Here is a 25,641-nt window from a genome sequence, read left to right on the forward strand (position 1 = left end):
TTACATTCCATCCAAATGATTTGTATCATTTATAAAATGAACTATTTTCTGTTTATCCGTAAGTTCAATCAAACTAATTCCTGTATCTCCCATTTTAAAATAATAGTCCATTGAAATTGCCATTTGGAAAAATGCACGTAATATACTATTTATTACACCACCATGTGCAATAATTGCAATCCGGTCATATGTATTCTCTGTCACGATTTTAGAAAAGATTCCTTCTATTCTCATTCTAAATTCAATAAATGATTCCCCGTTTTCAAAACGATCGTGAAGATACTTTGGCTCTGGATATTTCTTCGCTTCTTCAAATGACAAACCTGCTTGTACCCCATTATTAAACTCCATTAATTCCTCTTCTAATTGAATTGGGCATCCTATTGCTTCCGCTAATGTTTCAGCAGTTTCACGAGCACGTTTTAATGTACTTGCCCATATGAAATCTGGCGGAAATTCCGCTTTCACTTTCTGGATAAGTTTTTGTACTTGCTGTCTTCCCTTTTCTGTTAATTCAAAATCAGCTCGTCCTTCATGTACATTTAAAATATCAGCTTCTGATTCTCCGTGGCGTATTAGTAGTATTTGCATGTCTATTTCCCCCTTATCTCCTTTTAAACAAGGTTAAATTTTAACATATTATTAAGATTTTTCAAAATAATAAAAGCAATCCCCATTCCTAAAAGAATGAAAATTGCTTTTATTACCAACTAACTTTTTTCTAAACTAGCTTTCGACTTTCCTCCTACTCCCCAATGTGAACTAGGGATTTCATTTACTAAAACACGTACATGCCCAGCATCTACATCTAAATTTTTTGCAACCGCCTCTGTAACATCTGAAATAAGATTTTGAATTTGCTCTCGTCCTCTACCTTCTATTATTTGAATTTGTATAATTGGCATTTCTCTCTCTCTTTACTATTTATTCACAAAACATTGCTACACTTCCTAAGTCATCAAACTGTGCAATAATAGAATCTCCTGCTTTAAATGCAATCGCTTCTGACAATGCTCCACTTAATACGATATCACCTTTTTTAAATCCTTCATTTTGTAAACCAAGTTTATTTACCGCCCAAGCAATCGCCTCTGCTGGATGCCCCAGTACAGCTGCCCCTGTTCCAGTTGTAGCAATCTTTCCGTTTTTCGACATAACCATCCCTATACTAGCTAAATCTATTTTTTTAGCATCAATCCATCTACTTCCTAATAAAAACTTTGAAGATGAACAATTATCTGCTATTACATCAGGTAATGTAAATTTAAAATTTAAATACCTGCTATCAATAATCTCTAAAGCTGGAGCGACATATTTTGTTGCCTTTAATACATCATCGGCTGTAACATTTGTACCTTGTAAATCCTCTCCTATTAAAAATGCAACCTCTGGTTCTACTTTTGGATGAATTAATGTTTCATATCGCAACGGCTCCCATTCGAACGCTATCATATCATGTAACAAATACCCGTAAATCGCTTCATCAATCCCCATCATTTGTTGTTTTGCCCTACTCGTTAATCCAAGTTTCACACCAACTCTTTTAGAACCTTCCTTCACTTTTTGTTCAATTAAACATTTTTGTAATCTATAAGCATCATCCACCGTTAAATCAGGATGCTTATCCGTTACTTTCACTACTTCTTTCCTTTCCTTTTCAGCCTGAAGTAAATAGTCAACAATTTCTAAATCTGCCCCTTTCACTAAAGCCACTTTTTACACCCCCGTTTTTATCTTTGCTAATTCTGCCGCTACATCTAAAATCATATCCTCTTGTCCACCAACTACTTTTCTTTTCCCAAGTTCTATTAAAATATCACGAGCGTCTACACCAAAACGCTTTGCCGCTCTTTCAGCATGTAATAAAAAGCTAGAGTATACACCAGCATACCCCATTACAAGACTACCTTTTTGAATTTCTTGCGGTCCCGGTAATAACGGAGCGACTACGTCCTCTGCTAAGTCCATCATCTTATACAGATCTATATCTAGTTCATATCCCATACGATCTAAAACGGCGAGCAATACTTCTGTTTGTGCATTTCCAGCCCCCGCTCCAAGACACCGTACACTTCCATCAATACGTGTCGCACCTTCTTCAATTGCCGCCACTGTATTCGCTACTGCAACTGAAAGGTTGTTATGGCCATGGAAGCCAATTTCAACATTTAAAGATTGACGTAATGCACGAATACGTTCACGTACTTCATGAGGCAATAAAGCACCAGCTGAATCAGTTACATAAATCGCTTCTGCACCATAGGCCTCCATCAGCTTTGCTTGTTCTACTAACTTTTCAACCGGTGCAGAATGTGCCATCATTAAAAAACCGCACACTTCCATACCTAACTCACGTGCAAATTGAATATGCTGAGCTGAAACATCCGCTTCTGTTACATGCGTTGCTACACGAACAAGTTTCGCACCAATATTTGCAGCTTGCTTTAGTTCATGGATAGTTCCAATACCAGGAATTAACAAAACAGCTACTTTAGCTTGCTTGCACTCATCTACCGCTGCTTCAATCAGCTTCATTTCATTAATTAGCGACTTTCCATATTGTAATGTGGAGCCTCCTAAACCATCTCCATGACTCACTTCGATATAATGCATACCAGCTTCATCTAATGCCCTTGTTACAGAACGAACTTGTTCTTCTGTAAATTGATGTTTCATTACATGACTTCCATCACGTAAACAAACTTCCGTTATTTTAATTGGCATTTTACTATTTCGCCTCATTCATTACACCTCTTTTCATTTCTGAAATGATCTGCGCTGCAAACTCTTCACCAACTTTTAATGCCGCTGCTGTCATAATATCTAAATTACCGGCATAAGGAGGAAAATAATCTCCAGCTCCTTCAACCTCTAAAAATACAGTCACACGATTCCCATCAAACATTGGATCTTGTTTTAACGCATAACCTGGAACATACGTCCTAACTACTTCCACCATCTTTTGAATCGTCTCTCGGATAGCAACCTTATCCATATACTTAACTTCACAATATACTGTATCTCTCATTAAAATAGGAGGGTCCGCAGGATTTAAAATAATGAGTGCTTTCCCCTGATCTGCCCCGCCAATTTCTTCAATTCCACGCCTTGTCGTAATTGTGAATTCATCAATATTCGCCCTTGTACCTGGACCTGCACTTAAACTTGAAATTGTAGCAACTATCTCTGCATATGTAACATTTGCCACCTCATTAATAGCATGCACAATCGGAATCGTTGCTTGCCCCCCGCACGTAATCATATTAACGTTTTGCTTATCTACAAAATCATTATTTTGTAAAGCAGGGCAAACGAACGGTCCACATGCAGCAGGTGTTAAGTCGATTACTTTTTTTCCAAGCTCTCCTAATACTTTTGCATGATAATTATGTGCTTTAGCTGAAGTTGCATCAAATACAATATCAGCTATACTCGGCTTATCAATAATTGCTTGTATCCCGTTATCAAAAACCACATATCCCTCTTCTTTTGCTCGCTTTAAACCATCCGATTCTGAATCTATTCCAATCATGGCATTCAGCTCTATGACTTCACTTTTTCTTAACTTATACATTAAATCCGTGCCAATATTACCTGATCCAATAATAGCTGCCTTTACTTTTTCCACATCTATCCCCCCTTTTTCACCGCTTTAATCTATTTGAATTTAACAAAAACCGATCCTAGTGAACCGAAATCAGCTTGAATACTATCTTTACTATTCACTGCGACTGCACCAGATAACGCACCTGGTAAAATTAACTCACCTGCTTTTAATCCAATATTAAATTCATGAAGTTTATTAGCTAACCAAGCAACGGCTTGCGCAGGATGCCCTAATGCTGCTGCGCCAGCTCCTGTAGCAATTAAACAATTATTCTTATAAAGTGTCATTCCTGTTGTACGTAAATCTACTTTATCAATGCTAGAGAATGTATCACCAACTACAACTTTTGCCGATGACCCATTATCCGCCACTGTATCAGCAAGCTGAATCTTCCAATCGGCAATTCTACTATCAATAATTTCAAGTGTAGGCACGACATATTTCGTCGCCATTAGAACATCAACATATGTAATGTTAGGACCGCTTAAGTCTTCTGCTAAAACAAAACCTATTTCCGCTTCTATCTTTGGAGATACAAAGGAGTCTATTGAAATTTCACTACCATTTTCTATCTTCATATCATCTAGTAAATGTCCATAGTCAGGTTCATCTACTCCAAGCATTTGTTGCATTGCAACACTCGTAAGACCGATTTTCTTCCCAATTATGCTACGCCCACTCTCTAATTTCCTCTCTATAACTTCAAGTTGAATATTATAAGCATCCAAAACTGATAAATTAGAATACCTCTCTGTAAAAGGAGTAATCCCTACACACGAATTTTCAGCTTGTATTAGTTCATCTGCTAATTCTTTAATTAATAACTGCACTCATCTCACCCCATTTTTCAATTTTATACTTATCGCACATCAACGAAACTTTAATTAGCCCCCACTTAGCTTCTTTGTTTCCACATAATTTTGAGGTGGGAGCTTTACTGTTCACAAATAGTCGGATAAAACTCCACTGATGCAGCATTGACTTTATAATTTCATCGTAACTGTCTTAGCTTCTGTATAAAATTCAAAACTATGACGTCCACCTTCTCTACCAATCCCGCTAGCCTTCGAACCTCCAAATGGAGTACGTAAATCTCGGACATACCAACAATTAATCCATAGTAAGCCTGAATCAATTTGTGAAACAACTCGTTGTGCTCGTCTAAGATCGTTCGTCCAAACAACTCCAGCTAGTCCATAAACGGAATCGTTCGCAATGCGAATTGCATCCTCCTCCGTTTTAAATGGGATAACAACTAGAACTGGGCCAAATATCTCTTCTTGCGCTACACGCATACTGTTATCAACATCATATAGAATAGTAGGTTCATAAAAATTCCCTTCTACTAAACTTTTAACTCTTTTTCCACCATAGGCTAATTTTGCGCCTTCCGAAATCCCTATTTCTACGTAACGATCAACTGTTTCTAAATGAGATTTTGATACAAGCGCTCCCATATCGGTATCTTCAGAAAGAGGATCTCCCACTTTTATTCTTTTTACAGCCGCTACAAATTTCTCTAAAAACTGTTCATATACACTTTCTTGCACAAGTAATCTTGAACCAGCTAAACAAATTTCTCCTTGGTTCCGATAAATAGCTTCAATCGATCCCTGTACTGTTTCATCTAAATCCGCATCTTCAAATACGATATTTGCTGATTTACCTCCTAACTCTAATGAAACCGGAATTAAGTTTTCTGATGCATTACGCATAATTGTTTTTCCTGTGTTACTTTCTCCAACAAATGAAATTCTTCTTACAGCCGGATGTGTTGTCATTGTTGTCCCAACAGTATTTCCTGGACCTGTAATAATATTAAGTACACCTGGAGGTAGCCCAGCATCATTTGCAATTTCACCGAGCATAACTGCACTTAAAGGGGTATACGAGGCTGGTTTGACAACAACAGTATTACCAGAAGCAAGTGCAGCTGATGCTTTCCACGTCATTTGCATAAATGGCAAGTTCCAAGGAATGATTAAACTAGTCACTCCCGCTGGAGCATACTTTGCATATGACATAAAGTTATGTTTGTCATAATGCTCATGCACCATATATTTAGCCATTTCAGCAAAGAAGCGAAAATTATGAGCCGAGCGTGGTATATCGAACCCTTTACTTTCTTTAATTGGTTTTCCAACATCAAGAGTTTCTAAATACGCTAGTTCATCCACTCTTTCCATAATCAAATCCGACATTTTGCATAAAATATTCGATCGTTCTTCCACAGGCATTTTACTCCAAATACCACTTTTAAATGTTCGTTCTGCCACATCAATTGCTCTTTTTGTGTCCTCTTCATTTGCCTTTGCTATAGAAGCAAGCTTTCTATTCGTCGCTGGATTGAACGTATCAAACGTTTCGCCGGATATAGAATCCACATATTGTCCATCAATAAACAACTTCGCATCTTTTACTTTCAGTTTTTCAGCTAATAATTCTTTGTTCACCTTCCTTACCCCCTATTCCTCAATTTCTAAAACCATCTCAATTTCAATTGTTGTGTTATTAGGTAATTGAGCCATTCCGACAGCAGAGCGGGCGTGTTTTCCCTTTTCCCCAAAAATATCAACTAATAAATCCGATGCTCCATTCATTACCTTTGGCTGATCGATAAAATCTTCTGTACAATTTACAAAACCAAGCATCTTTACAACTCGTTTTACCTTATTTAAATCACCAAGTTCGTTTCTCACAACACTTAACAAATTCAACATTGATTGTCTTGCTGCTTTATATCCCTCATCAATTGGTATATCCTTTCCTAATTTCCCATGATACTCATCTACACCTTGTCCAGCAGTAAACAATAAGTTACCCACTTTTACACAACTAACATAATTTCCGACTGCTGGACGAATAGCTGGTAGTGTGATACCTAACTCACTTAATTTATTCTCAGGTGTTTGTACTCTCTGCATATGCTTCACCTCGTTTTTTTATATCAATATTTAAAAATTCCGCAGCATTTCCCCCAAGCATTGCTGCCTTTTGTTCCTCAGATAAACTGGATGTCTCGTCAATCACTTTTCCTGGATCAATTTCTCGCAATAAAAATGGATAATCCGAACCCATGAAAATTTTTTCATGTCCAAATCTTTCAATCATATATTTCAAATTAATAGGATCGTAATTTAAAGAATCAAAATAAAATTTCTTTGCATAATAACTAGGAGGGTGTGTAGTCAACCGCAAATGTGGCCATACTTTCCACCCCTGATCTAATCTTGGCAAAATATATGGGAAAGACCCTCCACCATGCGCAAAACAAACCTTCAACCGTGGAAACTTCTCCATAATCCCACTCCATATAAGTGTAGCTGCCGCTAGAGCCGTTTCACTTGGCATCCCGACTGTATACATAAAATTATGATGCGGCATTCTATCGCGCCCTAATGTTTCCCATGGATGAATAAAAATTGGAACTTGCCACTTTTCGGCCATTCGAAAGAATTCAATAAATGATGGATCATCTAAATTTTTCCCATTTACGTTTGTACCAATTTCAATACCATGTAAATTTAATTCCGTAATACACCGCTCCATTTCACGAACCGCAGTTTCCCCATCTTGCATCGGAACCGTTCCTAATCCGACAAAACGATCTGGATATGCTAAAACTGTTTCTGCAATAAAATCATTTTGAATACGTGCCATACTTTCAGCTTCCTCTGGTTTTGCCCAATACGAAAATGTGACAGGGATTGGTGATAAAACTTGAATATCGACACCTTCACGGTTCATATCTTCAATCCTTTTCTCAGGACACCATACTTGATCTGTCACGTCGCGAAAATTTTTGCCTCCAACCATAATACTTGCACCACATGTACAAGTCCGATTTAATATTGGCCAACGACCGCCACCAAACTTCTCTTCAAAATCCGGAAAAGTTTCAGGAATAATATGTGTATGAAAATCTATTCGCACTTCCATTCCTCCACTTCTTCCGGCATAATGTAACCACAGTTTTTACATGCACGAATTTCTTTATTTGAATTAAAACTATGAATCGCTTCTTTTACTTGTTTTTCAATATCATTTAATTGAACACGTACACGATGCATTTCATGATTACACTCGTCACAGAACCAAACGAAATCCTCGAGTTCTCCTTGGTTACGTTTTCTTTCAATTACTAGCCCATATGTGTTAGCAACGCGATGTGGTGAATGAGGTACCATAGCTGGTAGCATAAATACATCGCCTTCTTTTACTGTAACGACTTCACGCTTACCTTCCTCTGTAATACATTCCACATAACAGTCACCTTTAATTTGATAAAAAAACTCATCTGAGGGATCTACATGGAAATCACGTCTTCTATTTGGACCACCTAATATCATGGCGATAAATTCCGAGTCCTGCCAAATAACCTTATTATTTACCGGCGGCTTCAACAAATCTTTATTCTCATCAATCCATTTTAGTAAATTAAAAGATTGTAATGTTTTTGACATATTTCTTCCTCCTCATTATTCCTTCTACTTATATCGTTTTGAAAGACCATCCGAGTAAAGAGCTAGACTTTTGCAACTCTCCTTGACATACATGATTTCTAATTCTTGTTGAAGATATCCGCTCACCTTCTTCACAACACACATCTTCAACTATAGAAATATTGAAGTGTTCTCGTAGAAGCTCTATATCACCCTCTCGATTTTTTCCAAATCTAAAATCTTGGCCAATATAAATTTCTACAGGACATAACCTTTGTAGCTCTTTAACAAAATAACTCGCCCTTTTTGTTACATAGGACTCATCAAAACGAATTGCAACTATATGTTCAACACCAAGATGCTGAAGACGTTTCACCTTCTCATCAATTGGCGTTAATATTCGAGCGCCTTGAAAATAAGAACGTGGTGGTGGATCAAATGTATACACAACATTTGTAATCTTTAATTCTTTCGCTCTATGAATCGCGTTTTTAATAACAACTTGATGACCTTTATGTACGCCATCAAAAGCACCAATTGAAACAATTGATCTCTTTAATACCGGTATACAGTTATCATGTATATAAATGAGTCTCACCTCTCTTTTTGGAATTAAATTTCCAAAAAACCAAACTCCTTCGAAATTAAATTCGCCGTATTCATCACACTTTGAATTATGATTTCACGATTACTTCCCTGCATATACGATATAGGTCCAACAATATTAAGCGCTGCAATTGTTCTCCCAGTGTAAGATCGAATGGGAGCTGCAATTCCATACAATCCATGCTCATTTTCATTATCACTAATTGAATAACCTTGCTTACGAATCGTCTGTAACTCTGTCTGGAATTGTTTCACGCAAGTAATTGTATTGGGTGCTCGTGGCAAAAGCCTTTTTTCTGAAGTAAATTCTAGGGGAGATGAATTAAATGAAAGCAACACTTTCCCTGTACTTGTACAATACGCAGGCTCTCTTGATCCAACATGTGTTGAAATTTGAACAGAATCCTTTGATGAAACTTTCAAAATAAATACAACATCACCACGATCAAACATGCCAATATGCACAGTTCCATTAAAATTCCTTACAAGCTCTTCTACAAGCGGAATTGCTCCACTATAAATCTCTTGCTGAAACATTACTTGATTTCCCCACTCTAACAATTTCCAACCTAATCTATATTTTCTTTGCTCATCTTGAATGAGCATTCCTTCTTCACACAACGTACGAACAAGGTGATGAACCGTACTAGCATTCATATTTAGTTTTTCCGCTATTTCAGAATTTCCTAGTACAGGTTCATCGCTCGTAAAACAATTTAGAATTTTACAAATTTTACTGATAGAAGCGATCAAATCATTTACCTCCCCTATTTCAGTTACAGTTCTCTATTTTACATGTTGTTAATAATATAAGAAGATTTACATCCTAACAGTAAAATTCTTGTTATCATCTGTTGCTCCTTCCTTTTCCAAATAAAAATGTAAGCGTAAACATTTTTATTTAGCTTAAAGCGCCTTCGGATGAACTCGATTGCAAAGCTTTCTTCACTAGAGAAAGCGATTGTTGTTTTTTGTACGCACTATAAAACATTCCCATTTTACGCACCGGATCTCCAGAATAGTAACGCTCATATTGTAATAATCGTTGTCCAAAAGCTTCACCACATAAATCCCAAGCTAATTTAAACAAGCGAACACGTTCCTCAGAAGAGACTCCTTCACGCCCGATATAATATTTATGCATATCATCTTGAATCTCAGGGTTCATAAAATCAGCGCCTGTCGGTGACATCAATAGCCCACCAGCACCAATGGTTTGAATGATTTCAATAGCCCGCGGATACATTTTAGGTAATAAACTACGTATCGTATCAAGCGGCAACCTCGCAGGAACAACTTCTCCATATGGATTCGTTTCATATTCATATTCAGCTACTTGCAAGAGAGCACGTATCGTTTCTACATCTTGCATAAGCTCTGCTAACTGGTTTTGTACATTTAAAAAACCGTCTACTCCTATCGAATCTGCTAATTTCATAGCTACTTCAGCGGCGAAAGATAGCTTAACTAACCCTCTTACTCCAGATTGATGCGCTGGTTGATGACCAATTCCCGTTTTAGGATACAATTGATTCCCAGCTTCTACACTTTGATAAATAAATACTTTATCCCATGGGATAAACACATTATGAAATACTAGTAATGCATCCATTTCCTCAAACCTTGATGCAAGTGGATGATCAAATAGAGAACGTTTTCCATCTTGCATTGGCTCACGACAAAGAATCCTTAGTCCCGGTGCATTAATTGGAACGGCAAAAGAAATTGCATGACGTTCATCACCTGGTTTAAAACTTGGATAGGAGTATATAATTACCTCATCTGTAATCGGGGCAAGTGTCGCTAACATTTTAGCACCACTAACATACATCCCTTCCTCTGTTTCACTTACTACACCTAAATGCATTGTTTCATCTTCTTGTTGATGAGAAGCCTTGCTCCGATCATTTTGCGGATTAATAATCGCATGTGTTAAAAATAAATCATTATCTCGTATATGTTTATAATAGTTCTTTATATTCGCTCCCCATTCTGGATTGAACTTCTCAAAAAACCACGCATTACTTGCCATTGAAGTAACTGTTACATTTAAAAAATCAGGTGTTCTTCCCATTAAACCAAAGGTAGCTTTTGCCCATATTTCAAATAATTCACGACGCGCTTTTAAGTCCTCATAATTTTTGGGTACTAAAAATGCATTTGAGACCCTTTCTCCTGTCTCTTCGCATATATGAGTAATCTTATCCTGATATTCTGGATTGTGCTGCATATCATATAAGTTAGCAATTTGTAAAATAGGTTCGCGAAAAACATCTTCATTTACTACATCTGTTACTTTTCTTCCACCCATCCAGATTTCAGGATTTCTTTTTCGCAATCCTTCAATATACTGTTCCCCTGTTCTAATTGCCATTCTTTCCCCTCCAATTTCCCATAATAATATACTAAAAAGTTTAGAAATCTCATTAGATGACTGAATTTTCAATTATTATATCAATTTTATTTCGTATAATTTCTCCCTTATTTCACATTATGAAATCTTAATAATTTTTTAAGCAATACGAAAAAGGAACGGTCTCCCGTTCCTCACCCATTCACTTTCTCCGCATTATTCCAATAATACTTACTAAACGCTTCCGTTAACACATCAATGGTATTATATAGTTCATCTAAAGTATTATCTACACCACCAACTTCGATTAGCATCGTATTTTTAGATAAATCTTGATTATACACTCCATCCCCGTCCTTTTTATACTTCGGAAAAATCCCTCTACTTAAACCGTAATAATTTTCATCTAAATAACTATTGATTGCCCTTGCAATTTTTTCATTCTCTGTATAATTCCCATTTTCCATTCCAATTATAAAATATAATCTTGCATACGATTTCCCGTTAATTACTTTTGTTGTTACCTTTTTCCGCTGATCATCACGATGTATATCAATTGGAAACGCAATTTTATTATTTTGCGCCAATGTTTCTTTTACATATCCATGAGACGCTTTATACGCTTGATACCATTTCCACTTTTTACTCGCTAATAAATCCCCCATATTCGTTTTATCATGAATTACTGGTATTCCTTGCCCTTCAAGCTGCTCCTTCAAACGTTCCCCTAGTAAGGACACATTTACGTCCGGGCTCGATGGGTCGGTAGCTCCTGGTAATAATGGAAAGAACGATTCCCAACTATGCGTATGATAAATGTATACTGCACTTTCACCCTGTTTCGTTCCATTTCTTTTCTGTACTGGATTTTTCTTTTCCGCTTCTGTGACTTTATCTTTTGCTACTTCTCGCTCTTTTGCTACTTCTCGCTCTTTCGTTACTTCTTCAATTGGTACACTAGATTCATTAGGTATATTCGTATAGTTCGTCCCTTCACCAGCTACGATAATGTTAGAATAATACTTCGACATACCTGGTACTTCTTTCCCGACAAACGTTCTTAAGTCTTTAATTTTCAAATCCGTCGCGATAGAGAATAATAAACTTCCAACTGACTCCCGTTTATTTATTTAAAAATAATCTGTTCCGAAATAATGATTCTCACTTTCTATCATTTGAACAAAACCTTGCATCGATACTTTTCCGAACCATTGATTCGCGTAATAAGATTTCATTGTATGTAAAAGTGAAGTTACAATAGATGCAATTACGATCACTATAAATGCATATGTAAACAATAAATATATTAATCTCTTTCCATGTATACGAGTTGAATACTTTTTCAATGTATCACCTTCTTTATACATGAATATGTACAAGCTTTATGTAATATACGCATAAAAAAGAGAAATGGCATCCCATTTCTCTTTCTCACACTTATTTCTCTTTTTCTGCATCTGACGAAGGTAACCTCTTCGCTTGTTTTTCTTTAAAGATTTCACCAATTGCACCAAGAGTACCAAGTGTTTCAATTGCATTAGATGGAATAAAGACTTTATTTGCTGGCCCTTTCGCAACTTCTGCTAATGATTCAAATGATTTATAAGCAAGTATACGTTCATCTAAATTCGCTTCACGAAGTAACTCAATTCGATTTTGTTCTGCTTTTGCGATTTCCTCAATCGCTCTTGCTTCCCCTTGCGCTTCTAATTCTTTTGCTTCTTTAATACCTTCCGCTTCTCGAATACGCGCTTCTTTATCCCCTTCAGCCATTAAAATTTTACTTTGTTTTTCCCCTTCAGCACGAAGGACCTTATCTTGTTTTGCTGCTTCAGCTTCTAAAATGATCGCACGTTTATTACGTTCTGCTTTCATTTGTTTTTCCATTGATGCTTGCACATCTTTTGGCGGGTTAATATCTACTACTTCAACACGCTCAATACGAACGCCCCATTTTTCTGTTGCTTCGTCAAGCGCTAAGCGAATTTCTGTTGAAATTTTTTCACGACCAGATAATGTTTCATCAAGTTCCATTTTACCAATAATTTGACGCATCGTTGCAGAAGTAATGTTACGAACACCATATTCATAATTGGAAATACCGTATGTCGCAAGTTCTGGTTCAACAATTTGATAGAAAATAATTGTATCAATTTCTACTTGTACATTATCTTTCGTAATTACCTTTTGTGGCGGTACATTCGTTTGTTGAATACGTAAGTCGTGATATACGCGAACTCGATCTACAATCGGTATTAATAAATTTAATCCTGGCTGCATAATACGCTGAAACTTACCAAATCTTTCAACGACCCCAACTTTTTGCTGAGGAATAATCTTAATTGTTAATGCAACAAATGTAACTACAATTAGTGCGAAAATAATCGTTAACGTTAATGCTACCATATTTATTCACTCTCCCTTTTTACTTGTAAAATAGTACTATGCCTCTTTATAACAACGATTTTTTCTCCAGAATCAATAGGAGCATCCGAAATAGCTGTCCAAGTATCTCCATCCACTTTCACAATACCGTTCACTTCACTTGTAATCGTTTGCATAACAATCCCCTTTTTACCGACAAGTTTATCTACTGTATCAGTAAAACCTTTTGCTTCTCGAAAGTTTTTTGAAATTCTTTTCGTAAAGAAAGTCAATGTTAAACTTACAATCGCACCAGCGACAACTTGTAAAAATAGTGCATCAGGAGCAAATAAGGCAATAAGACCTCCGACAACAGCTCCAATTCCAAGCCAAAGCATGTAAAAAGTAATCGACAACATTTCTGCGATAAATAAAATACCCGCTATTATAAACCAAATCACCCATCCAGCCATATGCAACCCTCACTTTCTTTCTCAATTTCTATATGTATATGAAGAAAAGAATGGTTTATCCGCCCTATCTCACACAGAGGGCGTTTGCTACAAGTTATTATACATATTCGCTGTTACAACAAGTATTAATAAAATACTATATCAATATATTCTTCATTATACATGAAAATCCCTTTCAAAAAATGACAAAATATTTAATTCTTCCAAAAACGTAATTTTCAGATTATAATTATTCTAACTAAAAAAGCATTATTTTTTTGGGAAGGTGGTATTCTTATTGCCAAAACGTTCACTAGCTTACTATTTAGTCTCCAAAATGTGTATTACCCTCGCTGACATTGTATACTTAATGATTATTACGACTCACATCTATATCACAACTAAATCAGCTACAATTACTGCTCTTTTTCCATTATTACAAGTAATCACAAATCTTATCGCGAACACATCTGCACCACTTATAATGAATCGTTTTCCATCTTATGCATTGCTATATACTCTACAATGGATTAAAACAGTTCTTTTACTATTATTAATGATATTATTTCCTATGCTATCCACAAACATCATTTCTCTTTTAACTTTCATCATCTTCATTTCATTATGTAGCGGCTGGAGCGCTCCATTATTATACAGTATTCTTCCACACCTAACGCCAAAAGAAAAGTTAGTAAAAGTAAATAGTATCTTTTCCTTTTCAACACAAATTGTGCAAGCAGCTGCTTACTCATTTACAAGTATAATTGTTCTTCTCATTGGTGTTACTTCGACACTCATGATTAATAACATATTGATGATTTTCGGATGTATTACATTACACCTTTCATTACAATCTATACAAGCTGAACGAGTAGCAGAACCCTCCTCTTCAAAAACTATTGCTTTATTAGATGGCTGGAAACTATTATTTCAGCACCCGTCTCTACGCACCGTTACATTTATGGATTTAATTGAAACTTTCGCAGGGACGATATGGATCGGTGCCATTACGATGGCATATGTAACTACCGCTTTACATAAAGGCGAAGAATGGTGGGGATATATTAATACAAGTTATTATGTCGGAACGTTAATTGGCGGGATATTAGCATGGAAAATGAGTACATATATTCAAAATAATTTAATACGCTCTATGGCGATAGGATCTCTTTTGTTTAGTATTCTTACATTTTTATACGGTGTTACGAGCAGCGGATTTATTGCCCTATTCCTTTGCGTTCTAATGGGACCATGTTATCAAATTAGAGATATTTCTCAAACGACAGTTTTACAATCAAGCGTCGCTCCTTCTTTATTATCAAAGATGTACACAGCTCACGGTGCTCTTCTCTCAACCGCTTCTGGTCTTTCTATGCTAAGTGTTGGCATAATTACTGATACTTTCGGTGTTCGCACTATTTATATCATTGCTTCTTTTCTTATTTTATGTTCAGCTTGTTTGTCTTTTCGTTTATTAAAACATCAGAGGTCACAAAAGAAAGAGATTTCTATTTAATATATATCATAAATATAATGTTTTCCGTAATTGGAGCTTCCAACTACATAACACCATAGTACATGAAATTATATGAACGTTTTTAAAATATATCTATCGTAACTTACAATATATCAAATATTCGACAATACTTTTAGCTATTAAAATAAGAGAAGGCTGCTCCCAAAAAATCCATTTTGAGCAGCCTTCTCTTTTTCCATTTACGATAAATTGGGAATCTTTCTATGCTTTGTCGCCTGTTCAAAAGCGTATGCTAGTTTAATTAATACCCCTTCACTAAAAGCAGTACTTGCAAGTGTAATCCCAAAAGGCCTCCCGCTTTTCATATATCCAGCCGGCATTGCTATAGACGGATAACCAGCTTTGGCACAAATTGTAGATCCTATATAGGAGGGAAACAGTATCGCATCAAGATTGTATTTTTTTAATGCAAAATCAATTCCTTGTTCTTGTGAAAAGTATATATCTTCTAATCTTGCATTTAAATATTCCGGATTTCTTAACGTATTAGGAAAATCTTTTCTTATTTCTAATTTATTTTGTCCATATTTCAATGCCCTTTCTTCTATATGATTATTAAAATCGATTAGTTCTGAAATCGAATGCACTGGAATATTGGAAGGTAATTTAGAAAGATAGTTATCCAAGCTATGCTTCAGTTCGTAAAGAGGTACTCCCCAACTCCATTCCCTATGAAAGGATGGAATATCGATATCTTCTATTACTGTCGCTCCTTCACTACGTAACACTTGAATTGTTTCTTTAAACAATTGTTCATCGAACTCGCCAGATTCATAATAATCTTCTGGTGCTTTGTCAAACACCCCAATTTTAGCTCCATGTAAGCCATTAATATTAAGATATTTCGTATAATCCTGCTGTGCCCTTCCTTCGCTTTTTTGAGTAGATGCATCCATCTCATCTACTCCCGTTAAGCTCCCTAATAAAATTGCAGCATCTGTTACCGTTCTAGCAAATGGTCCCGCTGTATCTTGCGAATAAGTGAACGGAATAATGCCTCTACGACTAATTAAACCAACTGTCGGTTTAATACCTACTACAGAGTTTTGAACAGCTGGGCTTAAAATAGAAGCATCTGTTTCTGTTCCAACAGATAGTACTGTTAAGTTAGCGGCAACTGCCACGGCAGACCCTGTACTCGATCCTCCAACAAACATATCATCTTCTCCTGTTCCGTAAGGGTTTATTGTTTGACCTCCCCTAGCGCTATATCCAGCCCACATTTCAAAAGACATTCCGTTTGCCAACTCTGTCATATTTGCTTTCCCTATTATAATTGCACCTGCTTCTCGCAGTTTTGTAACAAGAAATGCGTCTTGACTACTAATATTATGCTCAAGAGCAATTGTCCCTGCACTTGTATGCATAGAATCATTCGTTTCAATATTGTCCTTCAGTAAAACTGGTATACCATGTAATGGACCTCTCACACCTTTTGTCTTTCTTTCATGATCTAACGCTTCTGCAATAAAGATAGCATCTGGATTTATTTCTAAAATAGAATTGATTTTCGGACCATCTTGGTCATACTTTGCGATCCTATAAAGATAATACATGACTAATTCTTTCGACGTTAATTTTCCTTCCTCCATTGCAGTTTGTATATCATGAATTGCTAATTCTTTTTGCAATAATGTATTAAACTGAATTTTCATTCTCCTTTTATAAGCCCTTTTCTTTATGAAGTGTATCTATTAATTTTTCATTTTCTTCGCTCCTCGTATAAACAACTACTATCCCTTAAAAGAAATTCAACTCACCTATTTAAAAACCTTTAATTTCCCGAAAAATAAAAAGAGTCTGAAACGAATCAGCTTCCGCTTCAGACTCTTTTATTACTTTATATATATATCATCTAGTAAATGTAAAAACTCTCCTTGTTTACCTGCTAATTCAGGACATTTTGCAATATCAACCCATTCATAACAAAATGCTAAACCTTTATCTTCTTCACCATCACTTACTATATGTTCCCACGTATCTTTCACATCTGTTACTAATGAAACATGGAAAAAATGACGTTTTTGATATTCCTTTTTTTCTTTCACATAAATAATATAATCAGCAAGGAATCGCTCAATGTATAAATGACATAGTCCCGATTCTTCTTGTACTTCACGTAAAATCGCTGCTGTTAACGTTTCTCCTTCATCAACTGTCCCACCTGGTACTTGGATACCAGCTTCAGGTATATCACGATGTTTAAAAACGAGTAATTGCATAATCCCTTCTTTTTCTCTTGTAACATATGCATGTACCTTTTTCTTATATAACATCGTCATCTTAGCCCTCTCCCCCCAATTATTTACTTCGTTACTTCTTCAAGCGTAAGTTGGTTTTCATATAAATATGTAGCTTGCGGATTCCCCACATATCGTACGTGCCACGGTTCATATCGATAACCAGTAATCCCTTCTTTCTGTTTCGTATACCGAATAACGAAACCAAACTTATGTGCATTTTCAGAAAGCCACTTTCCTTCTTTCGTCTCTCCAAAAACTGTTTCTAATTGAAATTTAGCAGATTGAGATGTAATATCCATAGCTAACCCTGTTTGATGTTCACTCGTACCAGGAACTGCACTGGACATCGCTGTTTTTGCTTCGCCATCTTGTTTTTTATACATCGTATTTAATGCTTTTTGTCGATCAAAAGATCTAAATCCAGAGACTGCAAAAAGGAAAATACGCTCCTTATCAGCTTGCTGGAACATTTGCTCTAGCGCCATCGCTGCCTCTTTCCTCATTTTTTTCTTCTCTTGATCACCTTCACTAGAGTAACGTACTTTTGGAATAACTAAATCTGGTGGCTTATACCCATCTGGTAAACGCCTACTTTTATTTACAAGTACAAGCATCGAATTTGGATTATTAATGACTGCGATATCCCCATCCATATTAGCAATCGTTTCTTTTGCTTTTGGAAATATATTGTTTACATTTACTTCCCGCGCCTCTTGATCCTTATACATTTTATAATTTATCCCTGCTACTCCAACAATCAGTATCACTGCTACGATACCAAGTAATGTCCATCTTTTTTTCATATAACGACCTCTTATTTTAATAATTTGGCCATTTCATACTCATCGACACCATTTCCATCGATGATAAGAGCAGATTTTTTGACACCTTCTTGTTCAAATCCAATTTTACTATATAGTGCCTGAGCTCTTGTATTGTGGGCCATTACCGTTAATTCTAAACGCCATACATCATGTAATCTTGCCCACTTCTCTACTTCTTTAAACAAACTTGTTCCAATACCTCGGCCACTATACTCTTGTAAAATACCAATGACAATTGTCGCAACATGTCTCTTTCTTTGAACATCATTACCATTAGCTAAAATAAATCCAACTAATCTACCATTTTCAACTGCTACAAATATTTTTGCATATTCACTTTCTATAAAACGGTGGACCATCTTTTCTTGTTGCTCTACTGTAGTTTTTCGTTCTCCTGGTTCATATAACATAAATTTCGTTTCTTCGTCTAATTGCTTACTTAATTGTAAAAATGATGCTGCATCTTCTACTTTAATCTCCCGGATCACCTTGATCACCCTACCCATTCTGTTAGTTAAAAATTTTCCTTGTAAAAAGATTTTCTCCACTATTCCGAAAATCCCTTTCTAAATTCCTTACTATAAATAGACAAATTTCGATATTGCTATAATGATAGGAAATTATGTCTATAATGTGACATATCTTTTTAACCATAACTTATACTCAAAAAGAAAAAACGTAAGCTTCTCACTTACGTTTATCCATTCACTTTTTCAGCTTGCCAAAAATATTCTCCAAATGCTTTAGCAAGAACATCAATTGATCTATTCAATTCTTCATCCGTATTATCTACGCCACCAACTTCAATTAAAATCGCCTGTCCTGATAAGTCTTGATTATAAACACCATTACCTGTTTGGAAACCTTTTTGAATAACACCTCGGCTCACTCCCGGATATTTCTTACTAATCGTCTCATGTAAAGCCGTTGCTAATTGTAAGTTTTTTTCATAGTTTTTGTTACCTTTCCCAATTACAAAAGCAAGCTTCGCATATGATTTATCTCCAATTGTTTTTGTCGTGACGTTTTTCCGGGCACTATCACGGTGTAAATCAAAAAAGTATTGAAGTTCTTTATTTCCAGTCATAGCTTGTTGTACAATTTCTCGTGACATTTTGTAAGAACTATTACTGTTTAATCCTTTACTTATTAACTTTTGGCCGACATCAGTCTTATCGTTAGTAGCACCTATACCTTCACTTTCCAGTTGTTCCCGAAAACGATCACCGACTATTGAAATATTCGTTACAGAACTCGTTGCTTTATTCGGATCTGGGTCATTCGTTAAGTTCAGTAACGGCAAATAAGATTCCCAACTATGTGTATGATAAATAAATGCAACTTGCCTTTTCCCCGTTGTTTGAGCTGGCTGTTTCTTCTCTTTATTCGGATCAGGCTTAGGAACTTGTCCAGTTTCTCCAGTCCGTTCCTTCACTACTTCTTCAAGAGGAACGCTCGACTCTATTGGTAAGTTGGAGTAATTTGTTCCTTCACCTGCTATAACGATTTCCGTATCATACTTTCCAAATCCCGGAAGTTCCTTTCCAACAAAACTACGTACATCATCAAAACGTATATTCGTTGCCATCGAAAAGAGGAATGAGGAAATAGAAAAGTCTTGATTCAAATTCCGGTACTCTTGTGTAAAGTAATGATTCTCTTTTCCAAGAACATACATGTAACCATTCATTGACAACTCATTTAACCAATTATATAAATACGTTGACTTCGTCTCTTTCATAGAAGTTACCATCATACTAATAAGAAAAAAAGTCGCTAATACCGTAGTAATAATAAATAAAATTAACTTGCGTACGCTCGTTAATTTCACATAAAAAAAACCTCGATTCATACTATCACCCTCTCTATTTCAAGTTATGTACAAGCTCTAGAGAATAGACCGCTTAAATTTCGGCTATATTGTTAACGAGGTGAAATGAATTGAAGCTATTAATAGGAACATTACCAATCGTTCTATCATTTATTTTTTATTTACTTGCTATACACCGTAAAATTCGTATTGCACTTCATATTTTTGCGTACATAGCATTGTATGTACTCGGGACAATTATTTCTATTAATATATATGATGTTTTAATACAACATCTTGTTTTCATGACGAGCATTCATGGTATTTTACTAAATCCATTATTCCTTATTTCCGGAGCATATGTAGGAATATACACTTTGTCCCTAATATTGTCTCAAATTATTACGAAACTACTGAAAATAGAAAATGGAGAGTAATAAAATGCAGCCACCGTTCATCTGTCATACATGCAAAAAAAGAATAGTGAGAAAGCAAGATCTTATTACTGCTACATGGTACTTCCGCTTTTATTTATTTCACAATATTTGTTTTAAGCAGCAGAAACTATTTACCTCTCGCTTTATCCCTATTAATACACTCTTTAGTTTCTTTCTTATTATATATGGACTTATCGCTGGCAGCATCCTAATGTTCACAGAGCCATCTATAATTTGGCTTATTTTTTTGATTCCTATATTATATCGGCTTCTTTCTTATTATTACGTAGAGCGTTATTTCTCTAAATAACTGGTAGACTGCCCCCTAGGAATACTTAAACACGCCCAATCGGTTTCTTTTAACATTTTACCAATGTAAATGATTTGTCCAATATGTAAAGCATAATGTGAAATTTGCCTTTCAATCGCTTGCATGACAGTATGTTCTTCTCCACGAATGTATACTCTCTGCAAAATCTGATCCGGTGTTAAATTATCCATCGCTTTAAAAACATATTCCCATCCTTCCTGCCACGCAGCAAGAGCTTCTTGTTTTGAATTGTAGCCACCCTCAAATTCACCATCTCGATTACGATCGGTTTTTTCACCATCCGACGTTAAAAAATCCGTCCATCTGGAACGCATATTACCATGTAGATGCTTAATAATAATGGCAATACTATTCGTCTCCTCATGAGAAGACCACATGATTTGTTCATATGATAATTGAGAAAGTGCCCGTTCTCCTTGCTTCTTTGTTGCTTTGAAATTCAAAATTGCACATTGCAAATATTCTCGTCCGATATCCAAATTAACCCCTACCTTCACACTAACTTATTTTCGTTCCATTCGGTAGTTCCATATTTGGCTGAAGTAAAACAACATCGCCAGCTTCAGGAACACCACCCAGTACAAGTACTTCGGATTTAAATCCTGCCACACGCTTTGGCGGGAAATTTACAACAGCAACAACTTGCTGACCAATTAACTCTTCTGGATTATATCTCTTAGTAATTTGAGCGCTTGATTGCTTAATCCCTAGCTCGCCAAAATCAATTTCTAGCTTAATTGCAGGAACCCTCGCCTCTTTAAATTCTTCAGCCATTCTCACCGTCCCAACCCTTATATCCAAAGTTAAAAAATCTTCAAAATTAGCCATTTTATCATTCCTCCCAATTATTACTTAGACAAAATACAAAAATCCCCTTCAAAAAAAGAAAGGCGCCTAAGCACCTTTCTTTTGTAATTCACTTGATTCATTTGATTTATAGAAGAAGTAACCGAGTACCCCGCCAATACATGATGGGATTAACCATCCTATTCCTTCTTTATATAAAGGTAGCATTTGCAGTACATTTGAAATTGCGTCAATTTTTATATTTGCACTTTCTAAACCATTAAACAAGCTAATTGATAATGCACCTAAAATAGCTCCAATGTAAATTGTATTACGCTTTCCAATCCATGTATGGAAATACGAAAGTACGATTAATACAATTGCAACTGGATAAATGATCATTAACACTGGTAAAGTTACTGCGATTAATTGTGTTAATCCTAGGTTAGATACAACTAAACTAAACACACATACCATCGTTACAATCGTTTTATGCGAAAGTTTTGGGAACAAGTTTGTAAAGAAGCCCGCACAGGCAGATGTTAATCCAACAGAAGTTGTTAAACAAGCGAGTATAATAACAAGACCTAATAAAATTTTACCACTTGTTCCATATAACTCATTTACAACATTCGTTAAAATAAGACCACCGTTCTCTGAAACACCAAGTGATGTGCTTGTAGAACCGAGATACGCAAGTGATAAATATATTAACGTTAAGCCTAATACAGCAATAATACCTGATACGACTGTTATTTTTGCAATTTGTCCACTCTCTTTTATCCCTTTAGAGCGAATAACTTGTACAACAACAATTCCAAAAACAAGAGCACTAATTGCATCCATCGTTAAATACCCTTGAATAAACCCACCAAAGAAAGCATTTTCTTTATAAGCAGCTAACGGTGCAGCCGGAGTTCCAATCGGATCAATAATTGCCTTTCCGACAATAACTGCAACTATTAATACTAATAATGGTGTAAGAAACTTTCCAAACCAATCAACTAATTTAGATGGATTTAATGATAAATACCACGTTATTCCGAAGAAAACTATAGTGAATAAAAATAGCATGTACCATTCTGAAACCATTGCTTCTGATAAAAACGGCTTCATCCCCATTTCAAACGAAACAGCCCCTGTACGTGGGATTGCAAAGAATGGTCCAATTGCTAAATAACTAACGAGTGGAAAAACAAACGCAAATATAGGGTGAACCCTTGAAGATAACGCTTTCAAGTCCCCCTCTACAAACGCGACAGCTGTGACAGCTAGTAGGGGAAGTCCGACTCCCGTTACAAGGAATCCAATTGTAGCAATCCAAACATTTTCTCCAGCTTGTTGCCCTAAAACTGGTGGAAAAATTAAATTTCCTGCTCCTAAAAATAATGCAAATAACATTAAACCAATTGCTAGCGTATCACCTGGCCTTAATCGTCCCTTCATTTCTTTAAATTGCATAGCACTTTTACATTGTTTTTCTCTATTCTCACAATATGCTATGCATCCTCCTCTCTGTTCATGATCATAAAATATGCCCCTTACAAAGCAATGTCTTTCTCCATAATTTCTCCATCCCCCTTTTAATTACTCTAAATAACGAATTTTGATTTTTTCGAAAATTTAAATCATTAGAGTGTTATAACGCGGAGTTTAGTTGTCAGACCTCTTTGCTTTTATCACACATATAGTAACATATTTAGTTGAAAAATAAAAACATAATTTTTAATGGAATTTTTCGAAAATCAAAATTATCCACACTTATCTACTCTATTTTATTCTATTACACAAATATTTTTTAAAATCTATGTATTTGTATGTTTTGTTATCTTTGAATAACTTTATGTAAGGACTATAGCAAAAGCCATCCCAAAAATAAGATGGCCAATAAACGTTAATCTATAGTCTCCACTTCACGTGGATTATTCATCTCTTCAACATACACAACTCTAAATCCATGATCTTCTAAATCCTTTAACAATGTTTCTAATTCAGCATCTTTAAATTCTTCTCCTAATGTAAACATAATTCTACGTACTAATAACGCGTCATTATCAAAAGTCATCAAACTTTGAATACCAGTGTATTTCTTTAACACTGTCGATAATTTTTGAATTGCTCCATTATAATCTTGTGTTCCAATCATGACAGAATATTTACTAGAATGAACGCCCCATGCATCTTCTAATAATTCAAAAACTTTTTTATGAGTTAGGATTCCAAGGAAAATCCCTTTTTCATCGACTACTGATAAATACGGTAGTTTTTTTATTGTAAAAAATATTTTAAAGAACGAAGAGTCTTCTCTTACGTATCCATCTTTATCGTTCAATAATTGTAATAAATTATCTTCAAGTGAACCTTTATATTCTAAAATATCTACTTTGTATACATTTCCTAAAAATTTCTCTTTTTTTTCATCTAATACTGGTACACAACGATACCCTGTTTTATTTAAATGCTCCAGCGCTTCCCCTACCGTAATTGAACTTGAGCAAAATAAAACTTCCCTTTTCGGCACATAATTCCCTTTAATCCTCATAAAAAGCCTCCTTATGTTAAAATACTTTCTGTGCCATAACTATATTATATTTTCAGAAAAAAATAAATAATTTATTTTATTTTTCTGAAAATTTTTCGTTTTTTCGTCATAATTTATTCATGAATCATACACTTTTATTAAGTGAAATTTTAATCAGTAGGGATTTTGTCCACGCCCACTGGTTAATTAGCTCATACCAATCCGGTAACTCTTCAATATGGAACATTCTCTCACAGTTACTTTTAGAAAAATATATTGTAACTTCCTTAGAAAAAAGCTAAAATAAGAATAAGAATTTTCTGAATATTCAAAGAGTAGGTGATTGTATGTCCTTATTGCGCTCACATATATGTAAATTTATCGTTGGTGTTTTTATTATTTTCGTCATAAGTCCTATTCCAGCTTTATTCATTACACATAATTTCTCTTACTTAACTGGCTTTATAAGCATTTTTCATAACTTCACACAACTTTCTTCCATTTCGATTCCAAGAATCGATTGGATGCATGAACCTATCTTTTTCTCAGCAATTCCGATGGTACATACACAAAATATGATACATACTTCTAGTCATTCGACTCCTCTATTCCCCTACATATGGGAAATATATTTTTTATCGATTGTTCGTTTCACTTTCACTCTTGCAATCGGTTTCTTTATAAGTTTAGGAATCGGCCATCTATTTTTAAAAGCACCGGACTCAGTAAGAAAGTACACTTCTTTATTGCGTTGGATACCATATTCTTTTAGCGCTGTATTATTACAATGTTCAGTCCTATTATTACTTCTCTACATCGCAAAATTCATAAATCTTCCTTTCTTCTCATCTTTTATCATCGTATGTAGCACTTCCATGATTATCGTTATGCAAGCAATAAAAAAATGGCTACCTTTCTTAAATAATACAAATGAATACGAAATAAAAAATTCAGCTTTCCTTGTTGATACGTTATTTATGGCGCTTACTTCCAATCATAAATCTATTTTAAGTTCCATTATTCTTTCCTTCGTTTTTATGGAGTGTGTTTTTCACGCAAACGGACTCTTACAATTTATCGTTCAATTTGGCGGAAATGCACCTATAGTTGTCGCAATTGGTCTATTACTTCTTTACATCCCATACAGCGTCTTATCTTTTCTCCAAACTCTATGGACAACAAACTACTCCAAACAGCAAACATATACTTTAGCAAGAAGTATTTCAAAACCATAACGTAGAATAACCGTCTACTTTAAATTAAAAGTAGACGGTTATTCCTTTTATATAGAGGACAAAATAACAGCAAATTTAAAAAACACTTTAGAA

General features: G+C 35.4%; 30 protein-coding genes. 4 read left to right on the forward strand and 26 right to left on the reverse strand.

The window, feature by feature from the left end:
- The 17 genes from BAU28_RS24010 to BAU28_RS24085 all read right to left on the reverse strand — a co-directional run bounded on the left by BAU28_RS24010 (window position 1) and on the right by BAU28_RS24085 (window position 13,845).
- Complete coding sequence (locus BAU28_RS24010; RefSeq protein WP_071720290.1) at window positions 1-591, reverse strand: histidine phosphatase family protein; 591 nt, start codon at window positions 589-591, stop codon at window positions 1-3.
- 119 nt (window positions 592-710) lie between these two features.
- Window positions 711-905, reverse strand: a complete 195-nt coding sequence (locus BAU28_RS24015) for a 4-oxalocrotonate tautomerase (RefSeq protein WP_071720292.1) — start codon at window positions 903-905, stop codon at window positions 711-713.
- A 19-nt stretch (window positions 906-924) separates the two neighbouring features.
- The gene (locus BAU28_RS24020) at window positions 925-1,713 is read right to left on the reverse strand and encodes a 2-keto-4-pentenoate hydratase (RefSeq protein WP_002171567.1); all 789 of its coding nucleotides are present in this window, start codon (window positions 1,711-1,713) and stop codon (window positions 925-927) included.
- Window positions 1,714-1,716: 3 nt separating this feature from the next.
- Window positions 1,717-2,742, reverse strand: coding sequence for a 4-hydroxy-2-oxovalerate aldolase (dmpG, locus tag BAU28_RS24025; protein WP_025149912.1), 1,026 nt, complete (start codon window positions 2,740-2,742; stop codon window positions 1,717-1,719).
- Window positions 2,729-3,628 carry an acetaldehyde dehydrogenase (acetylating) gene (locus BAU28_RS24030; RefSeq protein WP_071720294.1) on the reverse strand — a complete coding sequence of 300 codons (900 nt, stop codon included), beginning with the start codon at window positions 3,626-3,628 and terminating at the stop codon, window positions 2,729-2,731. The genes dmpG and BAU28_RS24030 overlap by 14 nt, the downstream gene beginning before the upstream one ends.
- A 29-nt stretch (window positions 3,629-3,657) precedes the next feature.
- Entirely contained in the window at window positions 3,658-4,437 is a 780-nt protein-coding gene (locus BAU28_RS24035; RefSeq protein ID WP_048372590.1) for a 2-keto-4-pentenoate hydratase, read from the reverse strand.
- Window positions 4,438-4,590: 153 nt separating this feature from the next.
- A complete protein-coding gene (locus BAU28_RS24040) occupies window positions 4,591-6,060 on the reverse strand; it encodes an aldehyde dehydrogenase (RefSeq protein WP_071720296.1) in 1,470 nt (489 codons plus the stop codon).
- Window positions 6,061-6,072: 12 nt separating this feature from the next.
- On the reverse strand, window positions 6,073-6,531 hold the full coding sequence (locus BAU28_RS24045; protein ID WP_002171562.1) for a RidA family protein: 459 nt from the start codon (window positions 6,529-6,531) through the stop codon (window positions 6,073-6,075).
- A complete protein-coding gene (locus tag BAU28_RS24050) occupies window positions 6,509-7,546 on the reverse strand; it encodes an amidohydrolase family protein (RefSeq protein WP_029953043.1) in 1,038 nt (345 codons plus the stop codon). Before BAU28_RS24050 ends, BAU28_RS24045 begins: the two co-directional genes overlap by 23 nt.
- Complete coding sequence (nbaC, locus tag BAU28_RS24055; protein ID WP_002171560.1) at window positions 7,531-8,070, reverse strand: 3-hydroxyanthranilate 3,4-dioxygenase; 540 nt, start codon at window positions 8,068-8,070, stop codon at window positions 7,531-7,533. The genes BAU28_RS24050 and nbaC overlap by 16 nt, the downstream gene beginning before the upstream one ends.
- Window positions 8,071-8,098: 28 nt before the next feature.
- Window positions 8,099-8,647: an FAD synthetase family protein gene (locus BAU28_RS24060; protein ID WP_071720299.1), complete on the reverse strand. Its 549-nt coding sequence runs from the start codon at window positions 8,645-8,647 to the stop codon at window positions 8,099-8,101.
- Between the two features lie 14 nt (window positions 8,648-8,661).
- Window positions 8,662-9,408, reverse strand: a complete 747-nt coding sequence (locus BAU28_RS24065; RefSeq protein ID WP_002171558.1) for an IclR family transcriptional regulator — start codon at window positions 9,406-9,408, stop codon at window positions 8,662-8,664.
- 148 nt (window positions 9,409-9,556) lie between these two features.
- Window positions 9,557-11,029 carry a 4-hydroxyphenylacetate 3-hydroxylase family protein gene (locus BAU28_RS24070; RefSeq protein ID WP_071720301.1) on the reverse strand — a complete coding sequence of 491 codons (1,473 nt, stop codon included), beginning with the start codon at window positions 11,027-11,029 and terminating at the stop codon, window positions 9,557-9,559.
- A gap of 173 nt (window positions 11,030-11,202) precedes the next feature.
- Complete coding sequence (gene spoIIP, locus BAU28_RS24075; RefSeq protein ID WP_338062019.1) at window positions 11,203-12,039, reverse strand: stage II sporulation protein P; 837 nt, start codon at window positions 12,037-12,039, stop codon at window positions 11,203-11,205.
- A 99-nt stretch (window positions 12,040-12,138) separates the two neighbouring features.
- Window positions 12,139-12,354: a hypothetical protein gene (locus BAU28_RS31475; RefSeq protein ID WP_338062020.1), complete on the reverse strand. Its 216-nt coding sequence runs from the start codon at window positions 12,352-12,354 to the stop codon at window positions 12,139-12,141.
- A 91-nt stretch (window positions 12,355-12,445) separates the two neighbouring features.
- Window positions 12,446-13,414 carry an SPFH domain-containing protein gene (locus BAU28_RS24080; RefSeq protein ID WP_071720303.1) on the reverse strand — a complete coding sequence of 323 codons (969 nt, stop codon included), beginning with the start codon at window positions 13,412-13,414 and terminating at the stop codon, window positions 12,446-12,448.
- 2 nt (window positions 13,415-13,416) lie between these two features.
- Window positions 13,417-13,845, reverse strand: a complete 429-nt coding sequence (locus BAU28_RS24085; protein ID WP_071720305.1) for an NfeD family protein — start codon at window positions 13,843-13,845, stop codon at window positions 13,417-13,419.
- Window positions 13,846-14,122: 277 nt separating this feature from the next.
- Here BAU28_RS24085 and BAU28_RS24090 point away from each other — a divergent pair, with 277 nt between their 5' ends.
- Window positions 14,123-15,340: an MFS transporter gene (locus tag BAU28_RS24090; protein WP_116500464.1), complete on the forward strand. Its 1,218-nt coding sequence runs from the start codon at window positions 14,123-14,125 to the stop codon at window positions 15,338-15,340.
- A 200-nt stretch (window positions 15,341-15,540) separates the two neighbouring features.
- Here the strand turns inward: BAU28_RS24090 and BAU28_RS24095 are convergent, their stop codons facing one another.
- The 5 genes from BAU28_RS24095 to spoIIP (BAU28_RS24115) form a co-directional block, all read right to left on the reverse strand.
- Window positions 15,541-17,016 carry an amidase family protein gene (locus tag BAU28_RS24095; RefSeq protein WP_071720307.1) on the reverse strand — a complete coding sequence of 492 codons (1,476 nt, stop codon included), beginning with the start codon at window positions 17,014-17,016 and terminating at the stop codon, window positions 15,541-15,543.
- A gap of 180 nt (window positions 17,017-17,196) precedes the next feature.
- Window positions 17,197-17,643, reverse strand: a complete 447-nt coding sequence (locus tag BAU28_RS24100) for an NUDIX hydrolase (protein ID WP_071720309.1) — start codon at window positions 17,641-17,643, stop codon at window positions 17,197-17,199.
- 23 nt (window positions 17,644-17,666) lie between these two features.
- A complete protein-coding gene (locus BAU28_RS24105) occupies window positions 17,667-18,407 on the reverse strand; it encodes a M15 family metallopeptidase (RefSeq protein WP_048372612.1) in 741 nt (246 codons plus the stop codon).
- Window positions 18,408-18,418: 11 nt separating this feature from the next.
- Window positions 18,419-18,916 carry a GNAT family N-acetyltransferase gene (locus tag BAU28_RS24110; protein WP_071720311.1) on the reverse strand — a complete coding sequence of 166 codons (498 nt, stop codon included), beginning with the start codon at window positions 18,914-18,916 and terminating at the stop codon, window positions 18,419-18,421.
- Between the two features lie 209 nt (window positions 18,917-19,125).
- Window positions 19,126-20,280, reverse strand: coding sequence for a stage II sporulation protein SpoIIP (gene spoIIP / locus BAU28_RS24115; RefSeq protein ID WP_071720313.1), 1,155 nt, complete (start codon window positions 20,278-20,280; stop codon window positions 19,126-19,128).
- Window positions 20,281-20,369: 89 nt separating this feature from the next.
- Here spoIIP (BAU28_RS24115) and BAU28_RS24120 point away from each other — a divergent pair, with 89 nt between their 5' ends.
- Together BAU28_RS24120 and BAU28_RS31150 are read left to right on the forward strand one after the other, a co-directional pair.
- The gene (locus BAU28_RS24120; RefSeq protein ID WP_002171547.1) at window positions 20,370-20,675 is read left to right on the forward strand and encodes a hypothetical protein; all 306 of its coding nucleotides are present in this window, start codon (window positions 20,370-20,372) and stop codon (window positions 20,673-20,675) included.
- Window positions 20,676-20,679: 4 nt separating this feature from the next.
- On the forward strand, window positions 20,680-20,985 hold the full coding sequence (locus BAU28_RS31150) for a hypothetical protein (protein WP_002171546.1): 306 nt from the start codon (window positions 20,680-20,682) through the stop codon (window positions 20,983-20,985).
- Here BAU28_RS31150 and BAU28_RS24130 read toward each other — a convergent pair.
- The 4 genes from BAU28_RS24130 to cbpA form a co-directional block, all read right to left on the reverse strand.
- Window positions 20,970-21,503, reverse strand: a complete 534-nt coding sequence (locus BAU28_RS24130; RefSeq protein WP_116500466.1) for a DUF1572 domain-containing protein — start codon at window positions 21,501-21,503, stop codon at window positions 20,970-20,972. The genes BAU28_RS31150 and BAU28_RS24130 overlap by 16 nt on opposite strands.
- A gap of 1 nt (window position 21,504) precedes the next feature.
- Window positions 21,505-21,834, reverse strand: a complete 330-nt coding sequence (gene csaA, locus BAU28_RS24135; protein WP_048372616.1) for a chaperone CsaA — start codon at window positions 21,832-21,834, stop codon at window positions 21,505-21,507.
- 66 nt (window positions 21,835-21,900) lie between these two features.
- A complete protein-coding gene (brnQ4, locus tag BAU28_RS24140) occupies window positions 21,901-23,238 on the reverse strand; it encodes a branched-chain amino acid transport system II carrier protein BrnQ4 (protein WP_082147884.1) in 1,338 nt (445 codons plus the stop codon).
- A 448-nt stretch (window positions 23,239-23,686) separates the two neighbouring features.
- Window positions 23,687-24,334: a cyclic di-AMP binding protein CbpA gene (cbpA, locus tag BAU28_RS24145; RefSeq protein WP_025149932.1), complete on the reverse strand. Its 648-nt coding sequence runs from the start codon at window positions 24,332-24,334 to the stop codon at window positions 23,687-23,689.
- A gap of 326 nt (window positions 24,335-24,660) precedes the next feature.
- Between cbpA and BAU28_RS24150 the strand changes: the two genes are divergently transcribed.
- Window positions 24,661-25,548, forward strand: coding sequence for a hypothetical protein (locus tag BAU28_RS24150; protein WP_071720317.1), 888 nt, complete (start codon window positions 24,661-24,663; stop codon window positions 25,546-25,548).
- Window positions 25,549-25,641 lie beyond the last annotated feature (93 nt).

Source organism: Bacillus paramycoides, assembly GCF_001884235.1.
GTDB lineage: Bacteria > Bacillota > Bacilli > Bacillales > Bacillaceae_G > Bacillus_A > Bacillus_A paramycoides.

What these genes read in the sequence shown, in the direction of transcription:
- BAU28_RS24010 (WP_071720290.1), bottom strand. Translation starts at nt 591, where the DNA reads ATGCAAATACTACTAATACGCCACGGAGAATCAGAAGCTGATATTTTA.
- BAU28_RS24015 (WP_071720292.1), bottom strand. Translation starts at nt 905, where the DNA reads ATGCCAATTATACAAATTCAAATAATAGAAGGTAGAGGACGAGAGCAA.
- dmpG (WP_025149912.1), bottom strand. Translation starts at nt 2,742, where the DNA reads ATGAGGCGAAATAGTAAAATGCCAATTAAAATAACGGAAGTTTGTTTA.
- BAU28_RS24045 (WP_002171562.1), bottom strand. Translation starts at nt 6,531, where the DNA reads ATGCAGAGAGTACAAACACCTGAGAATAAATTAAGTGAGTTAGGTATC.
- BAU28_RS24050 (WP_029953043.1), bottom strand. Translation starts at nt 7,546, where the DNA reads ATGGAAGTGCGAATAGATTTTCATACACATATTATTCCTGAAACTTTT.
- nbaC (WP_002171560.1), bottom strand. Translation starts at nt 8,070, where the DNA reads ATGTCAAAAACATTACAATCTTTTAATTTACTAAAATGGATTGATGAG.
- BAU28_RS24070 (WP_071720301.1), bottom strand. Translation starts at nt 11,029, where the DNA reads ATGGCAATTAGAACAGGGGAACAGTATATTGAAGGATTGCGAAAAAGA.
- spoIIP (WP_338062019.1), bottom strand. Translation starts at nt 12,039, where the DNA reads ATGTCGAAGTATTATTCTAACATTATCGTAGCTGGTGAAGGGACGAAC.
- BAU28_RS24080 (WP_071720303.1), bottom strand. Translation starts at nt 13,414, where the DNA reads ATGGTAGCATTAACGTTAACGATTATTTTCGCACTAATTGTAGTTACA.
- BAU28_RS24085 (WP_071720305.1), bottom strand. Translation starts at nt 13,845, where the DNA reads ATGGCTGGATGGGTGATTTGGTTTATAATAGCGGGTATTTTATTTATC.
- BAU28_RS24095 (WP_071720307.1), bottom strand. Translation starts at nt 17,016, where the DNA reads ATGAAAATTCAGTTTAATACATTATTGCAAAAAGAATTAGCAATTCAT.
- BAU28_RS24100 (WP_071720309.1), bottom strand. Translation starts at nt 17,643, where the DNA reads ATGACGATGTTATATAAGAAAAAGGTACATGCATATGTTACAAGAGAA.
- BAU28_RS24105 (WP_048372612.1), bottom strand. Translation starts at nt 18,407, where the DNA reads ATGAAAAAAAGATGGACATTACTTGGTATCGTAGCAGTGATACTGATT.
- spoIIP (WP_071720313.1), bottom strand. Translation starts at nt 20,280, where the DNA reads ATGAATCGAGGTTTTTTTTATGTGAAATTAACGAGCGTACGCAAGTTA.
- BAU28_RS31150 (WP_002171546.1), top strand. Translation starts at nt 20,680, where the DNA reads ATGCAGCCACCGTTCATCTGTCATACATGCAAAAAAAGAATAGTGAGA.
- csaA (WP_048372616.1), bottom strand. Translation starts at nt 21,834, where the DNA reads ATGGCTAATTTTGAAGATTTTTTAACTTTGGATATAAGGGTTGGGACG.
- brnQ4 (WP_082147884.1), bottom strand. Translation starts at nt 23,238, where the DNA reads ATGAAGGGACGATTAAGGCCAGGTGATACGCTAGCAATTGGTTTAATG.
- cbpA (WP_025149932.1), bottom strand. Translation starts at nt 24,334, where the DNA reads ATGAGGATTAAAGGGAATTATGTGCCGAAAAGGGAAGTTTTATTTTGC.
- BAU28_RS24150 (WP_071720317.1), top strand. Translation starts at nt 24,661, where the DNA reads ATGTCCTTATTGCGCTCACATATATGTAAATTTATCGTTGGTGTTTTT.